Origin of the sequence: Desulfobacter hydrogenophilus, from assembly GCF_004319545.1 — a bacterium.
GTDB classification, from domain to species: domain Bacteria; phylum Desulfobacterota; class Desulfobacteria; order Desulfobacterales; family Desulfobacteraceae; genus Desulfobacter; species Desulfobacter hydrogenophilus.
Genome location: NZ_CP036313.1, coordinates 3,968,179 through 3,983,630, shown reverse-complemented (window position 1 = coordinate 3,983,630; position 15,452 = coordinate 3,968,179). Strand labels below are relative to the sequence as shown.

Annotated in this window: 15 protein-coding genes; 3 read left to right on the top strand and 12 right to left on the bottom strand. The window is 44.9% G+C overall.

The window, feature by feature from the left end:
• Positions 1-64 precede the first annotated feature (64 nt).
• Positions 65-547 carry a YchJ family protein gene (locus tag EYB58_RS17680; protein ID WP_111959695.1) on the bottom strand — a complete coding sequence of 161 codons (483 nt, stop codon included), beginning with the start codon at positions 545-547 and terminating at the stop codon, positions 65-67.
• Between the two features lie 102 nt (positions 548-649).
• Positions 650-2,758, bottom strand: a complete 2,109-nt coding sequence (gene pta, locus EYB58_RS17675) for a phosphate acetyltransferase (protein WP_111959697.1) — start codon at positions 2,756-2,758, stop codon at positions 650-652.
• 120 nt (positions 2,759-2,878) lie between these two features.
• Between pta and EYB58_RS17670 the strand changes: the two genes are divergently transcribed.
• The 3 genes from EYB58_RS17670 (at position 2,879) to EYB58_RS17660 (ending at position 5,707) form a co-directional block, all read left to right on the top strand.
• On the top strand, positions 2,879-3,076 hold the full coding sequence (locus tag EYB58_RS17670) for a hypothetical protein (protein WP_111959699.1): 198 nt from the start codon (positions 2,879-2,881) through the stop codon (positions 3,074-3,076).
• A 22-nt stretch (positions 3,077-3,098) separates the two neighbouring features.
• Positions 3,099-4,598 (top strand): protein adenylyltransferase SelO, encoded by a 1,500-nt coding sequence (locus tag EYB58_RS17665; protein ID WP_111959701.1) that lies wholly within the window; start codon positions 3,099-3,101, stop codon positions 4,596-4,598.
• Positions 4,599-4,738: 140 nt separating this feature from the next.
• The gene (locus EYB58_RS17660) at positions 4,739-5,707 is read left to right on the top strand and encodes a diguanylate cyclase (protein WP_111959703.1); all 969 of its coding nucleotides are present in this window, start codon (positions 4,739-4,741) and stop codon (positions 5,705-5,707) included.
• Positions 5,708-5,942: 235 nt separating this feature from the next.
• Here EYB58_RS17660 and EYB58_RS17655 read toward each other — a convergent pair whose 3' ends face one another.
• From EYB58_RS17655 to EYB58_RS17620, 10 genes are all read right to left on the bottom strand, one after another.
• A complete protein-coding gene (locus EYB58_RS17655; RefSeq protein WP_111960817.1) occupies positions 5,943-7,607 on the bottom strand; it encodes a transposase in 1,665 nt (554 codons plus the stop codon).
• A gap of 110 nt (positions 7,608-7,717) precedes the next feature.
• The gene (locus tag EYB58_RS17650; protein WP_111960815.1) at positions 7,718-8,359 is read right to left on the bottom strand and encodes a hypothetical protein; all 642 of its coding nucleotides are present in this window, start codon (positions 8,357-8,359) and stop codon (positions 7,718-7,720) included.
• Positions 8,360-8,619: 260 nt separating this feature from the next.
• Entirely contained in the window at positions 8,620-8,913 is a 294-nt protein-coding gene (locus tag EYB58_RS25030; protein ID WP_242637415.1) for a zinc-binding dehydrogenase, read from the bottom strand.
• A 93-nt stretch (positions 8,914-9,006) separates the two neighbouring features.
• Positions 9,007-9,288 carry an alcohol dehydrogenase catalytic domain-containing protein gene (locus tag EYB58_RS25025; protein ID WP_278186252.1) on the bottom strand — a complete coding sequence of 94 codons (282 nt, stop codon included), beginning with the start codon at positions 9,286-9,288 and terminating at the stop codon, positions 9,007-9,009.
• Between the two features lie 165 nt (positions 9,289-9,453).
• Positions 9,454-9,783, bottom strand: coding sequence for an inorganic pyrophosphatase Ppa (locus EYB58_RS17640; protein ID WP_111960695.1), 330 nt, complete (start codon positions 9,781-9,783; stop codon positions 9,454-9,456).
• A gap of 347 nt (positions 9,784-10,130) precedes the next feature.
• Positions 10,131-11,192, bottom strand: coding sequence for a hypothetical protein (locus EYB58_RS17635; RefSeq protein WP_111960697.1), 1,062 nt, complete (start codon positions 11,190-11,192; stop codon positions 10,131-10,133).
• Positions 11,193-11,449: 257 nt separating this feature from the next.
• Positions 11,450-12,064 (bottom strand): peroxidase family protein, encoded by a 615-nt coding sequence (locus EYB58_RS25020; RefSeq protein ID WP_341273397.1) that lies wholly within the window; start codon positions 12,062-12,064, stop codon positions 11,450-11,452.
• A 33-nt stretch (positions 12,065-12,097) separates the two neighbouring features.
• Positions 12,098-13,660, bottom strand: a complete 1,563-nt coding sequence (gene katG, locus EYB58_RS17630) for a catalase/peroxidase HPI (RefSeq protein ID WP_341273368.1) — start codon at positions 13,658-13,660, stop codon at positions 12,098-12,100.
• 253 nt (positions 13,661-13,913) lie between these two features.
• Positions 13,914-14,399, bottom strand: a complete 486-nt coding sequence (locus EYB58_RS17625; RefSeq protein WP_242637414.1) for a Fur family transcriptional regulator — start codon at positions 14,397-14,399, stop codon at positions 13,914-13,916.
• 97 nt (positions 14,400-14,496) lie between these two features.
• Positions 14,497-15,321 (bottom strand): rhodanese-like domain-containing protein, encoded by an 825-nt coding sequence (locus EYB58_RS17620; RefSeq protein ID WP_111960701.1) that lies wholly within the window; start codon positions 15,319-15,321, stop codon positions 14,497-14,499.
• Between the last annotated feature and the right edge of the window lie 131 nt (positions 15,322-15,452).

Here is a 15,452-nt window from a genome sequence, read left to right as displayed (position 1 = left end):
TTAAATCATCAAATGACCGCAGGAACCTTCCTTTAAACAAGGCGGTTCCTGCGGTCATTTAGTTTTATTTACCGCAGCATTTTTTATACTTTCGCCCACTGCCGCAGGGACAAGGTTCATTGCGGCCCACCTTGGTGGAAACAGCGGGTTTGGGCTTCACCATATCACCGGTGGTAAACAGCCAGGCATCGTCCTCCTTTGAAAAACGGCCAAGCTCATGGTGTTTTTGAACAATACCGTCTGTCTTGTAGGTGGCGATGAATTCAACCGTACCTTCCTGGTCTTCGGAACAGCCGGCTTCTGTTGCAACAATTTCAAGACCCAGCCATTCGGAATTTTGCGCCCATGTCTTTGTGCCGACATGGTCGTACCCATCCCGATGATCCGGATGGGTGGTGTTAAAAATAAAGTCCGTGTCAGCTATTGTATAGGCGGTATAACGGGCCCGCATAAGTTCTTGTGCGGTTCGGGCAGGCTGTGTTCCGGTAATGATGGGTTCGCAGCATTCGGCATAGGCAAGGTTGCTTCCGCAGGGACATTCTTCCATATTTACATTTCCTCCATGGAAATCAGTTAGTTTGAATCCCAGGGGAATATCACATGCGCAGCAGTCCGGCAATATTCATAATACATTTTTCTTAAAGGGACCTTAAATTTGAGATTTTCCTGCCTGGGCCTGAATGGCTGTGATAGCCACGGTATTCACAATATCCGCTACTGTACACCCCCGGCTTAAATCATTAACGGGCCGTTTCATTCCCTGGAGTACGGGACCGATGACCACAGTTTTTTCCGAGGCCCGCTGGACAGCCTTGTAAGTATTGTTCCCGGTGTTCAGATCCGGGAAAATAAATACGGTAGCCCGTCCGGCCACCTGGGAGTTTGGCAGCTTGGTCATGGCCACGCCCGGGTCAATGGCGGCATCATATTGAATAGGGCCTTCTATGAGAAGATCCGGAGCCTTTTCCCGTACCATGGCAGTGGCCTGGATCACCTTGTCCACATCTGCGCCGGTTCCTGAAGATCCAGTGGAATAGGAGAGCATGGCCACCCGGGGTTCAATGCCAAAAATGGAAGCGGTGCCGGCTGAAGTCACCGCTATCTCGGCCAGCTGGGAAGCTGTGGGGTTGGGGTTAACGGCACAGTCTCCAAACACCAGGACCCTGTCTTTCAGGCACATGAGAAAAACAGATGACACAATGGAAGAGCCGGGCAGCGTTTTGATGATCTGAAAAGCCGGAAGAATGGTGTGGGCCGTGGTGTTCACAGAACCTGATACCATGCCGTCGGCATGTCCTTTATGCACCATCATGGTGCCGAAATAAGAAGGATCCGTCATGGTATCCCTGGCCATGTCCAGAGTCACACCCTTGTGTTGACGCAATTCAAAATAGGTCTGGGCATAATCGTCCAGCCAGGGGGCGGCATCGGGCTGGATAAACCGGGCCTGGGACAAATTCAGCCCTAGCTCCTTGATCCTGCGCTCAACCGCTTCACATTTGCCTAAAATGGTGATATCACAAAATGAGCGCCGCAAAAGAATATCAGCGGCTTTAAGAATCCTATCGCTGCCGCCTTCGGGCAGTACAATATGCCGGCGGTTCTTTTTTGCTTTTTCAATAAGGCTGTATTCAAACATCTGGGGTGTGATGCGCACCGACTTTCTGGCTGCCAGTCGTTGCCTGAAAGAAGCGGCATCCACATTTGCCTCAAAAATTCCTAGAGCCAGGGCAATGCGTTGGGGATCGTCCGGGGAAATCCTGCCGTGAATTTGGTCAATAGCCATGACTGCCGTATGGGTATCCATCCGAGTCAGCAGAATGGGCACAGGCAGTTCCTTCCATCCTCGAATAAGCCGAATGATGGAATCTGGAATGGGAATGCCGCCGGTAACCAGGATGCCTGCAATATCGGGGTAGGCCATGGAAAGCCGGGAAGCAATGCAGGTGATCACAATGCTGGACCGGTCCCCGGAAGTAACCACCAGGTCGTCTTTTTTAATATGGGTTAGAAAATTGGGGACCAGCATGGACGCAATCACACATCCTGAAATCTGATTTTCAAGCCCCTGTCTGCCGTACAACACTTGGGCATCCATGGCCGGAATCAAATCTCTAAACGAAGGACGCCTTAAAGCCTGGGTTTCAGGGATGGTATAAATCAGAACTTCAGGGCGGTCAATTGCCGTATTCAAAGCAATTTTAAGACTATGCAAAGAATCGGGTGGCACCCGGTTAACCATTATGGCCAGCACATCCACCCCTTTGTGGTATAAGCTTTCCAAAGCCAGTTGACACGAGGTTATCACCTGTTCGACATTCTTTTCATATCCATAGGAGACCACCAGAGCCGGACATCCTATATCTGCTATAATTCCGGCATTGATATCAAATTCAAAAGCCTCGGAACCGGCTGTGAAATCAGTGCCCTCGCACAGAACAAAACGGCTTTTTTCCTCAAGGGCTTTATACTTGTTCAAAATAGTTTTCATCATCTCTGCCTGACGGCCGGAATTAACCATCTGTTTGGCCTCTTCCAAGGTATAGGCATAGGTTTCCTCATACTCCAGCCCCATGTTAAAATTGGAAAGCACCAAATCAATATCATGATCCCTGGTGTCTTTTTTACTCGGGTTAATAATGGGTCTGAAAAACCCTACGATTCGGATGTCTTTGAGCAAAAGCTGCATGATGCCAAGAACGATGAGGGATTTTCCGCTTCGGGTTTCAGTCGTCGTAATGTAAAGACTATTCGCCATGAAAGAACCCTTTATTCTCATTATTTAAATTCAAATATCGGCAGGAAACAGGGCCTGCCTTATCAGTCCTGCCAGTTTTTTTCAATTTATCAGTTTTTAGATTTTAGAACAGCAAATAAAATGCCAGAAGAAAAGACGAAAGGTATAACACCGGAAATTATTGAAGAAAATTCATGGCGGCTGCAAACATTTTTTTTTAATATCAAAGCCGAAAAGAAAAATTGTCAAAGTGTAAAAGAAACGGACACAAATGATGACTTCTTTGTATTCATGCATATCATTATTTATAGTTGGATATTGAATGAACAATCTTCATGAAAGGCAACACAGGAGGGAATATATGGAAAAGACAACCGCTGTGTCAACCCTTAAAGCCGGATTTAAAAACAGTTTTGCAGCTCTTGAAGAAAAATTCTATGACCCAAGTCTGCCTGAACCCGTCCATGCCCCTGTTTTGCAAAAATATAACCGAAAACTGGGCCAGGAGTTGGGGTTTAATTTTACCCAAGAGACGCCGGAACTGGCAGATTGCCTGGCAGGCAATCTGCTTTTTGCAGATTCCACTCCCATTGCCATGGCCTATGCCGGGCATCAATTCGGCAACTTTGTTCCCCAGCTTGGGGATGGCCGGGCCATTCTGCTCGGAGAAAAAGTTACCCCGGACGGCAGACGCTTGAATATTCAACTCAAAGGTTCCGGACGGACCCGATTCTCACGGGGTGGAGACGGCAAATCCCCCCTGGGGCCGGTGATTCGTGAGTACATTGTCAGTGAGGCCATGCATGCGTTAGGGGTGCCCACCACCAGGGCCTTGGCCATCGTATCCACAGGAGAAAAAATTCCACGTCAGGATGGAATCCATCCGGGGGGTATCATGACACGAGTTGCATCGGGTTTAGTCCGGGTAGGCAGTTTTGAGTATTTTGCCGCACGGGGCGATGAAGCGGCTATACGGATGCTTGCCGACTACGTGCTTGCCCGCCATTATCCTGAAATTTTGGGAAAAGAAGACCGATACAGACAATTTTTTTCTTCGGTTGCCACACGGCAGGCTCGACTTGTTGCCAAATGGATGCAGCTTGGATTTATTCACGGCGTCATGAATACGGATAACACCTCAATTTCAGGTGAGACCATTGATTATGGTCCCTGTGCCTTTATGGATTATTATGACCCCAACATGGTATTCAGTTCCATTGATACCATGGGACGATACCGTTATGCCAATCAAAGCGCCATCATGAGGTGGAACCTGAACTGTCTGGGTGTTTGTTTACAAGCGCTGATAGGAAAAACAGATGAAGAGGCAATGGATGTGATTGATGCCACCCTGGCTGAGTTTGAACAGGAATTCCTTCACGCCCAACACGTTGGCATGCTTAAAAAAATCGGGATAGAAAATCATGATGACCAGGATTCTTCCCTTCTTGGGGAACTGCTTGCCATCATGCAGAACCAGAAAACCGATTTTACCCTGACGTTTCGTTATCTGGCAGATCATATCAGGCAAGGTTCAAATATGACGCCGCAATTTCGAGAACTTTTCAACGCGCCGGATGCGGTTGCAGCCTGGCTTAAATCATGGCAGCTGCGGCTGGTTAAAGAAAATAATCCTGAAGTTATTCAGGAAAAAATGAACCGGGTCAATCCCCTTTTCATTCCCAGAAATCACCGGATTCACAAGGCGATTGAGAATGCGGAAGCCAGAGATGATTTCAGTCAGGTACACCTGCTGACAACGCTTTATGAAAATCCTTTTACGGCACAACCGGATTTCATCAATTACGCCCAAGGTCCTGCCGATGAAGAACGGGTAACCCGAACCTTTTGCGGCACCTAACGTAAAATTTGTTGCCGGCTGAATAATTCATTGAGAATTGGTGCTATTTCATCTATTTACTTGACAAAGCAGGGGGGTTCTATTTGATTCTACTAATGACCTCCAATTTATTTCTATTCTAAACCGAAAGGTAATTTCCTGTGAATAACGATAAAAATTTTACGGTAATGGTGGTAGATGATGTCCAGGAAAATATCGATATTCTCGTTACAGTTATAGGAATTCAGTACAACGTAAGCACAGCCATGGACGGTAAATCCGCTTTGGCGCACATTGTTAAGGAGCCTCCTGATCTGATCCTTCTGGACATCGTGATGCCGGGAATGGATGGTTTTGAAGTCTGCCGTCAGCTTAAAAGTCAGACCGAAACCCAGGATATTCCCATCATCTTCTTGACGGCCAAGACCGATGGGAAGAGTATTGTGGAAGGATTTCAGGCTGGTGTGGTGGATTACATCGGCAAACCGTTTAATGTGACCGAATTGCTGGTGCGCGTGAAGACACAGCTTGAGCTGAGCCATTCGCGAAAGGAAATGAAAAAAATCAATGCAAGATTGGAACATCTAACGATTCATGACGATTTAACAGGCCTTTATAACACGCGTTATCTGTACGATGAGCTGTACCAGCTGATTGAACGCAGTAAAGTTGAAAACAAATCCTTTGCTCTGCTCTTTATGGATATTGATAATTTTAAACATGTTGTGGATACTTACGGGCATCTAAACGGCAACCGGGCTCTTCGAGAAATTGCCGAAACCATCATGGAATCAATTTCAAAACCATGCTACGGCGTGGCATATGGTGGAGATGAATTTGTTATCGTATTGCCGGAATTCAATAAGGACCAGGCAATAAAAACAACTGAAAGCATTCGTTCCCGGATGAAACAGACACTGTACCTGAGCGGTGAAGGGTGTAACGTAAAACTGAGCGCAAGCTTCGGCATCGCAGCCTACCCTGACGATGCAACAGAAGCAAGAGCGCTGCTCAAGCTGGCCGACCAACTGATGTTCAGAATAAAGGAATCAAGCAAAGACGCCATCGGGTGTCTTTCCAAAGCGTCCGGTTCTGATCAACCCCAGCCCCCAAGCACTTTGATAAATTAGTTTTTGGGCGAAAAGTTACCCATCTGCGGTTTTGCATTTGGATAACTTTTCGTCTAACTACCGGTTTACCTGACATGAATTTTGACACCAGGTCTATTGGACCTTTGATGCAACGACGTAGATGGGCCAAAAGGCAAGCTATTTCATTCAAGTTATTTAATCTGCGGTCCTTAATCCCAATCCAGTATCACTTTTCCTCTATGATAGCAAATGACGGTTGGTATTGATCTTGCTCTTAAGTAGCGAATAAGGATGCCAATTTTTTCGGCAAATCAGGCCGCTGAATTATTTTTTTCATTTCAGGGCTAATTTTTCCATACGTTTTTTGTTCGTCGTTTAATTTTTCAAGAACCATGTTGTAGTCAATTTTTTCGAATCGTTCCTCCAAAGTAGCATTCCCATCAAGGATGGCTTCCATATATTCTGCTTTATCAAGATTCTTGATTAACGGCGTGTCTGTGAGCATGGTTTTGAGCCTTTTATTTAATGATATTGTTCCACTTCTTTTCCGGTTTCTACGTTTAAGTTCCCGGAAAAATCGTTCCAAAATATTGTTTGTGCGTTGAGGTTGGATGTGAACCTGCTGACCATTGGATGTTTCGATTGTAATTGGATCGGCAAAAAGTTTCTCCCAGTAAGTGTCGATCTGTTTGATCATTTTTTTATATGAGTCTGTTTGAGATAATTTCGGGTCTGCCATTATTTGCGCCCTGAATCTTTTCACTTTCTGAGCAATACGTTTTATATTGGTATTATTATCGCCGTCATCATTAAGTCCTTTCTTATTTTCAGAAACGGTTATGGATAAGGCGGTTCGGAGTTGTTTGAAGGTTTCCATCTTTTTTTCAATTTGCTTAGCGGCGCTTCTCAACTGTTGGTCATTGATGATTTTATTGAGAGGCTTCCAAAGATTGAAGAAATGTTTATCGAATTGATTGTAGCCAGAGGTGTCCACCATTTTATACAGGACTTTTAGCCGCTGGTAAAAAATAAAGTGCGGGCAATCAAATGGGAAACCATAACCCTCAAGTTGGCCAGTTGTGTCAAGAGCCCAATGGATCATGACATATGACGACACAATCGCCAGTTTTTCTGCGGGTATTGTGTTCGGCTGATTTTCAGCAATACACTCTAATAGCCCTGTCCCAAGTTGAGTATCGTTTCCCATGAGAGAGTCCAGCGCCTTTGCTTTTGCCCGAAGCACTGTTCTGATTTTATGCTTTGTTAAACGGATTCTAATCTTAGCGTATTCTGCTTCATATAAATCTTTTCCAATATCTCTTAAAAAATGGAAATGGCAGATGAAATCCGGAATACCTTTGAACACAACCTCTACTGCCGATAAAATGCCTTTACCCATATCATGGACCAGAGCAACCGGGTTGCCGTATTGCTTTTTTATTCTTTCTAAAAAGGGGATGATGGATTCTGCTTTTTCCGAGGGCAATTTGATATTATCCAATACTATTTGAGCAATGCCGTCCATACCGGTAAAAAGATGAGGACTGCCGCCTTCGCAAGTGCCATCTATATGCAGAATATAGCCGCCTTTGTGTGACATCAGTTGATTTAATCGTTGCTGTGCCTGCTGATGGGCTATGGCCAGATAAGCAATAAATTTCTTACCAAGGAAACCAATCTCTCGTTGAGAAATGGTTATATTTCTATCTGACAGCAGTGCAATGATTTGCTGTTCTGATAGACAGTGAACAAAAAGTCCATATCCGACAAAAACCAACACATCATACCCATACGTGCACCGATATGGGGTCAAAGAACGAAGCTGTTGACTTTGATGGACCGTGTTATCAATTGGATTGACCAAAACTGTTTCCTTTGCACAAAATGCCCCGATATCCAAAGTCACAACGTTTTTCTTCCTGGTTTTGAGCACTTTCAAATCCCGTTGGCCTACCTCCTGCGGATAAAAGGAAATAGTTGGCTCCTCCGGAAATAGATTCTGCGGACAAATCCCTTCAGTGATTTTGTCGATATACCCTGTGAGACATTTTATGGCTCTGTATCCGAAGTTTTTTTTAAAAGGTCATGGAATTGCAAAAATTGTTTAACAACAACTGGGTCAAAGCGCTCACCCGGAAGAGCAGATTCAATGGCAAGCCGGTCAACTTCAATACCTGGGTTTTTTATTATGTGTACTAAAATTTTAACTGCCTGGGTATCAGTGGGCCAACCATCGGTCTTGTGTCGTTCTGCACCCCTTTTTTGTAGTTGATATTTGTTGGGTGCCGCTGAAAAATAAACAAACCGGCCCTGATGTTTTTCTCGTTTGATTTCGTCGGATTGCTTGATTTGTGAAAAATAGGAACTACTTGAAGGGATCTCAATAATGCTCGAAATATCAGCGGCACTGAGCCCAGCTTCAGATCTTTTTACCAATTCAATAATTGTTTGTTTTAAATTGCCGTGCTTGGAAAATAGAGCAAATTGATATTTCCATAATCCATTATCGTCAAATTCAGGAATTTCGGGCAATGTGTAGTAGCGACCGTTTTGATTTATGCTTGTGAATGTTTTCCACTTTTTTAATCTTCTTCTCACTGTTATCGCAGAGCATTGGAGTAATTGCGCCAGCTTTTCAATTGCCATAATTTTGTCTTGCCTAAACTTTTTCCGAACGTCATATTCATCCATTCCCCCTCCGTGATAAAGTATGTGTAATTGTGAACGAATTACGCATACTTTATCATGGATATGGAAGGGGTTTCAAACTATTTTTCCCTGAAATTTTAGGTCGATAGGCTAAAAATGAACATATTGGAGTGAACTTTAAGGAAAACACATACTTTATCAGTTTCAAGTTCGAGGTAGGACGTCATTATTGATGGGGCTTTTCAAGATTCCAACCGTCATTTGCTGCCATAGCTTTTCCTGAATATCCCAACCGCATAACATCAAATCCTTTTTTGGAATTCAGTGTAATGGAACCTGTGGGTAATCAGAGGGGAAATATCAAGACCGCTTTGAACCATGGCAGTCATTTTATACCAGGTTTCAAACATCTGCCGTCCATATATCCCCTTGATGGTAAGCATGTTAAAGACAACTTTGTTCCAGTCCATGGGGATTTGTTCAGGCAAAATGCCTATAAGCGCGATTTTTCCGCCATGAAACATGTTATTTATTATGGCGTCAAGGGCTGCAGAGCTTCCAGACATTTCCATAGCCACATCAAAGCCCTCTTTCATGTCAAGTTCCTTTTGTACCGTGGCCAGGCTTTCGTTTTCCGGATTAACGGCACGGGTGCCCCAACTGTCTGGGCAAAGCCCAGACGAAAAGGGTTAATATCCGTGACCACAATATTTCTGGCACCTGCATGTTTTGCAATGACCGCAAATAATATGGCCTTCCCCGGAAACCAGATCGCCGGGCCTGCAATCGTTTACATGGGAACCCACAGCAACAACTTTCCCCACAAATTCGTGGCCAACGGGCACGGGAATGTTTTTTTGGGACCATTGATCCCAGTTGTAAATATGCACACCCGTGCCGCAAATGGCTGTCTTTAAAATTTTAATAAGCACTTCGTTGTGACTGATACCGGGAACCGGTATCTCTTGCAACCAGAGTCCTTCTTTTGGCCAGGGCTTTCATGGTATTGGGAATGGATAAATTCATGATAAGAAAATCCTTTTTGTAAAGGTTTTCTTATATCCTGCAGTTCTTTATAACAAATGTCAATGGCAGTATTTTGGTATATTAGATAAGGTCAAAGGTCTTGAACCAGCTCAAATTTTTTGTCCCACGGCAAACGGGGTACACTGCAGTCCGATGCTGCCGTTTTTCACCCAGAGTCGGACCATGGAGATCGAACCTCCGGCCGGATTTGTAATGTGAGGCTGCTCTTCTATTGACAGAATGTCTTTTAGTTTAAAATCATAGTAAAAGGTGTGCTCACCAAATGGATCTGCCACCAGAATAACACGTTCTTTTCCATATGGATGTTTTTTAGGTGATCCATAAAATGAGCAGCAGTTTTTTTTATCAAAATCCATGTTTTTAACATATTTCTCCAGTTCAAAGGCATCTTTGAGTTCAAGAAATTTTTGAATCTCCATATAAATACTCCTTGATTAAACATCAGTTGACTGAAATTTACTTCCCTAATTTAAAGCATATAAATCTGTAGCTGCCTGTGTCAAGACAAAAGAACGTGCAACCGGCCTAAAACTTTATCGGCAACAGCGCTGTTTGATGACAACCCGGAACAGGTCGTCAATAAGAAAGCGCCATCTTCTATGGTTAACAAGGTTTTGTTGCAGCCAACAGCCGTCGCAACCTTGATACTTTAAAGATGACGCTTCTTCTCTTTCCATAAAAAAAGATGGTTTCCCGCTTGCTTACCGAAACTGCCAAAGCCTGAAACCCCTCAGATTTCGTTGTATCTGACTAAATCACCACATCATTAGAAGTTGATCTGCCATTTGAGGCCATAGTAAAGTTTTTCCATGTCTCCGCTATCTTTGCCGTCAAAGAGACCAATTTCAGGAGTAATGAATACGCCGGGCGCCAGAGTGATGGTGGTATTAATATAGTATGTAGCGGATTCATTATCATCGCTGTGATCAAGTTCGGTCTGTGTATAACCATAACCTGCTTCAACAGTAAAGGTGTCATTAATTCTATAACCAGCAATCAGCGAAAAGCCAAGACATTCGTTATCAAGCAGTTCCCCTCCCTCAATTTGTGCGAAACCGTCATCCGGGGACGTACCATTGTCAACAACAGAAATCCAGATTAAGTTACCGGCATTCTGGCCATAATAAACATCACCTTTCATATAGAAACCAGCCATGTCAAACTGGCCGCCCAAAGCAAGAACATAGGAATCAACATCCTCTTCGTAGATACCATTAGCGTTATCAGTAACCTCAAAGGTGCTGTAGCCGGCGCCGAAGATCAGGGTAACCATGTCAAAATCAAGCTCATAAGTAGCTTCAATGACGGGAATAACAAGCTGAATATCCCCGTCAAAGGCGTCGTCATTGTTGTTGACAAAAGTAGTTTTTGTCCGTCCACTGTTTTCAAGTGAACGAAAAGCAACCTTAAAATCACCAAAAGTCAGACCAATCTGAGGGTGGCGGTGGGAATAGACACCACCCACTTGTAAAAGATTAACATCATAATAAGCCTGGGTTGAAATGATCCAGTTCAGAGGCGTGTAGTCCTGGCCCACTTTTAATTTACCGGCACCAAAGTCCCATTCACCATAAAGCAAACGAAGATTAACACCGGTTCCATATTCAAAACGTCCGATCAATTCGTCAGATACTTTAACCGTTGCACCAATACGGGAAATGCTATGAAGTCCTTCACTGTATTGTACATCGCCGTCAGGGCCGGAGATTTCGTCAGTTTCTGACCAAAAGGTACTTAGACGAGCTTGTCCATAAAAATTCCACTCTGCGGCATAGGCCGAACCCGCCATTAAAACAAGTGCTGCCAAAACTACAATAATCTTTTTCATCCTTTTCTCCCTTTTAAGAGTATAGTACAAATAGACAACAAAACCTGATTGACAAACGTCCTACGATGATTATTAGATTTTTGTCAACCTTTTTGTTTCTGTATATAGAACTTGTAAAGAAAAATAGAGAATGTAGATAGCAAAATAATTAAGGCGATGTTCCCATTCAGCTTGAAACACCGCCTTTTTTGACGGATTAATATTAGAAAGGAAAAAAAAGGAGAAAGTCTTCACCGTTCTAAAATTGCCTGCCGGCGTCAAGCAAGATCAAACCGGTCAAGATTTATAACCTTATCCCAGGCCGCAATAAAATCAGTTACAAATTTTTCCTTGGCATCCTCGCCGGCATACACTTCACAAAGCGCCCGCAGCTGGGAGTTTGAACCAAATGCAAGATCCACACGGGTGCCGGTCCATTTGAGCCCAGCGGTTGTCCGGTCACGGCCTTCAAATACCGTATCTTCATCAGGGCTGGGTTTCCAGACCGTTCCCATATCCAATAGATTGACAAAAAAGTCATTGGTCAAAACACCTGGGCGCTGGGTCAAAACGCCGTGCTGCACTTGTTTGAAATTGGCATCCAGGGCGCGTAAGCCTCCGATGAGCACAGTCATCTCCGGAGCGGTCAATGTCAACAATTGAGCTTTATCCACCAGCAGCTCCTCTGCCGGAACCGTATATCTTTTTTTAAGATAGTTGCGAAAACCATCGGCTATGGGTTCGAGTACGTCAAAGGAATCAATATCGGTCTGCTCTGCTGATGCATCCGTGCGCCCTGGAGAAAACGGCACGATCACGTCAAATCCGGCATCAGCCGCTGCCTTTTCAACACCGGCACACCCTCCCAGCACAATCAGATCGGCCAGGGATATTTTTTTTCCATCGGTTTGGCTGGTGTTAAACGCCTACTGAACCCCTTCAAGAGCATTTAGTACAGCCGTAAGCTGATCGGGCTCATTGACCGCCCACCCATTCTGGGGAGCTAAACGGATGCGTGCCCCGTTGGCCCCGCCCCGCTTGTCCGAACCGCGAAATGTTGACGCAGACGCCCAGGCCGTATATACCAGCTGGGAAACAGTCAGCCCCGTGGCCAAAATATTTCGTTTGAGTTCGGCAATATCACTTTCTTCAACAAGTGCATGCATCGCCAGGGGCACGGGATCCTGCCAGATCAAATCCGCTTGGGGTACATCAGGACCAAGATACCGGACCTTGGGTCCCATGTCGCGATGGATGAGCTTGAACCACGCCCGGGCAAATGCATCGGCAAATGCATCCGGGTTCGCCAAAAAATGTCGTGAAATGGATTCGTAAATCGGATCGAACCGCAGAGAAAAATCAGCGGTGGTCATCATGGGGCGATGCTTTTTTAATGGATCATGGGCATCGACCACCATATCTTCATCTTCGACATTCTTTGCCAGCCACTGATTGGCACCGGCTGGACTTTTGACCAGTTCCCACTCGTATTTAAACAGCACTTTGAAATATCCCATGTCCCATTGGATGGGATTGGACTTCCAGGCACCTTCAATACCGCTGCCGATGGTGTCGCCGCCCTTGCCGCTGCCGTGGCTGCTTTTCCATCCCAGCCCCATATCTTCAAGCGGGGCCGCCTCGGGTTCCGGTCCCACCAAAGCCGCATCACCGGCGCCATGGCATTTGCCGAATGTGTGGCACCCGGCCACCAGGGCCACGGTCTCTTCGTCGTTCATGGCCATCCGGGCAAAGGTTTCCCGCACATCAATACCGGATGCCACCGGATCCGGATTGCCGTCCGGTCCTTCGGGATTTACATAGATTAAGCCCATCTGCACGGCAGCCAAAGGATTTTCAAGATCACGTTCGCCAGAATATCGGCTTTGGGGCTTATCGCTGGTAGCCAGCCACTCCTCTTCTGATCCCCAGTAGATATCCTCCTCGGGCTCCCACACGTCTTCTCGGCCGCCAGCAAATCCAAAGGGTTTAAGCCCCATGGATTCAATGGCGCAGGTCCCGGCCAGCACCATGAGATCGGCCCAGGAAATGTTATTGCCATATTTCTTTTTAACGGGCCACAAAAGCCTTCGGGCCTTATCAAGATTTACGTTATCCGGCCAGGAGTTCAACGGGGCAAGTCGCTGGTTGCCGGTGCCGGCCCCACCCCGGCCGTCCATAGTACGATAGGTGCCGGCACTGTGCCAGGCCATCCGGATGAATAACGGGCCGTAATGACCGTAATCTGCAGGCCACCACGACTGGGAATCACGCATTAAATCAAACAGGTCCTTTTTCACGGCTGAAAGATCAAGTTTTTTAAACGCTTCCTTGTAATTAAACGAATCGCCCATGGGATTGCTTTTCCGATCATGCTGGTGAAGTATTTTCAAATTTAACTGATTGGGCCACCAGTCGCGATTGGACATTCCTTTATTTTTCAAGTCTCCCGCGGTTTTACCGGTAACTGGGCATTTTATTCCTTCATTCATAACATATCTCCTTTAAATAAATTACGTTACGTAAGGACACGACTGTTGAAAAACAGTGCTTCTATTCTGGAACACTATTTAATAATATATATCAAATGATAACTATTATCATTTAATGCTTTAGCTTAAAAATTGAAAAATTTCAATAACAATTTTAAACAGACTTTTAGAAGCGATTCAAAATAGAAAACTATTGCTGTCAGATGCTTATCTTTATGCGGGTTACAGCAACAAAACAGAAGGGGACTTAAACTTATTTTTCTTTGGCTTGGCAGTCATTGCAAATGCCGAAAAAGTCCAGTCGATGATTTAAAATTTTAAAATGGGTTTCCCTGGCAACCTCATTTTTCATATCATCCAAGCTGTCTAAGTCAGGATCAACAACTTTACCACACTTGATACAGATAATATGGGGATGCGGATAGGGTTTTTTCCCGTCATACCGGTTGGACCCGTCGGGAAAACCTAGTTCAAGGACTTCGCCAAGGGATTTGATAACGCAGATGTTCCGATACACGGTTGCAAGACTCATGGTCGGAAAATCTGTTTTAAGTTGTTCGTGTATGGTTTCAGCACTGGGATGGTCCACACTTTTTGCCAGGATTTTTACGATGGCGATCCGCTGGGGTGTTATTTTGTAACCATTCTCTTTTAGTTTGCAAAGAATGGTGTCATATCTATTTTTTTTCTGGTTCACTAAGGCGCCTTCCAATTCAATAATATGAATAGAAATTAGCACGAAATACCCTGTAAATCAACGCATAAGACATACTGACTACATACGCATTTGGGGGTATACCCCATACTATCTGCCTATAATTTTTTCATTTGTTCAGCTATTCAGGCCCGAGCATTTTAGCCACCAGCTTCATATGTGCTTTTTCCATCTGGGCAATGGAAAGAAAGGCGTCTTGCGCTTCACCCTGCCCCCGGCGGGCTGCCATGGTGCGGTAGAGATCATAAGCTTGGATTTCAATGCCCAAAGCCATCTCAATGACATCAGTCCATGCAATCTCTTTATTTGCGTGCAAAGCGGCTGTTACTTCGGAAAGGGGTTGACCATTTTCAAGGATATCCCCTTTAAGAGATCCATAAAGCGTCTCAAAGGGTGCCGGGTTCTCAACGGCTTGCTTCCAGTATGAATAAATCGTTCGAGCATGGGCTATTTCCGCCTTTGCCAGTTGTTCAATGGGTATTATAAATTTTTCATCCGGAGCAAAGGAGATAATGGTTTCATAAAACTGTTCTGCGGCTTTTTCCAGCTCCATTGCCTGATAAAGCAGCCTGTCATAACTTTTTTGGGAGTCAAATATCTGCAAGCGAGGAAAACCTTCCAGGGAGTGGCCCTGATAAGAGCGAAATCCATCGGTGATATTGTAGGTTTTCTGGGCGTCCCTGCCATCTTCTGCAGCCATGAGACTGGCCACGTTAGAACGGACACCGCTATGGCAGTAAAAAAACAGGTCCTTGTCTAAAGCAAGTTCGGATAGATGATTACCCAGGGTATTTAAGGGGATTAATATGGCCCCGGGAACATGCCCGGCTGTATATTCACGTTCCTCCCGGACGTCAATTACCAAAAAATCGCTTTCTTTGTTGGCCGCACGTAATTGCTCAAATTCTTCAAATGAGATCTCTTTGAATTCGTCTTGTTTGATCATATTTTCCTATCCTTTTGGCAAGGGGGGGGGTGAATGTAACATATACAAACAATGGTATAATGGGATAATTTTTTTGAACATTCTTATAAACTTTTTATGGACCTTCTTATGAAATTCTGTATCAGGATATT

What these genes read in the sequence shown, in the direction of transcription:
- EYB58_RS17640 (WP_111960695.1), bottom strand. Translation starts at nt 9,783, where the DNA reads ATGGAGATTCAAAAATTTCTTGAACTCAAAGATGCCTTTGAACTGGAG.
- EYB58_RS25030 (WP_242637415.1), bottom strand. Translation starts at nt 8,913, where the DNA reads ATGAAAGAGGGCTTTGATGTGGCTATGGAAATGTCTGGAAGCTCTGCA.
- EYB58_RS17665 (WP_111959701.1), top strand. Translation starts at nt 3,099, where the DNA reads ATGGAAAAGACAACCGCTGTGTCAACCCTTAAAGCCGGATTTAAAAAC.
- EYB58_RS17620 (WP_111960701.1), bottom strand. Translation starts at nt 15,321, where the DNA reads ATGATCAAACAAGACGAATTCAAAGAGATCTCATTTGAAGAATTTGAG.
- EYB58_RS17680 (WP_111959695.1), bottom strand. Translation starts at nt 547, where the DNA reads ATGGAAGAATGTCCCTGCGGAAGCAACCTTGCCTATGCCGAATGCTGC.
- katG (WP_341273368.1), bottom strand. Translation starts at nt 13,660, where the DNA reads ATGAATGAAGGAATAAAATGCCCAGTTACCGGTAAAACCGCGGGAGAC.
- pta (WP_111959697.1), bottom strand. Translation starts at nt 2,758, where the DNA reads ATGGCGAATAGTCTTTACATTACGACGACTGAAACCCGAAGCGGAAAA.
- EYB58_RS17650 (WP_111960815.1), bottom strand. Translation starts at nt 8,359, where the DNA reads ATGGATGAATATGACGTTCGGAAAAAGTTTAGGCAAGACAAAATTATG.
- EYB58_RS17670 (WP_111959699.1), top strand. Translation starts at nt 2,879, where the DNA reads ATGCCAGAAGAAAAGACGAAAGGTATAACACCGGAAATTATTGAAGAA.
- EYB58_RS17635 (WP_111960697.1), bottom strand. Translation starts at nt 11,192, where the DNA reads ATGAAAAAGATTATTGTAGTTTTGGCAGCACTTGTTTTAATGGCGGGT.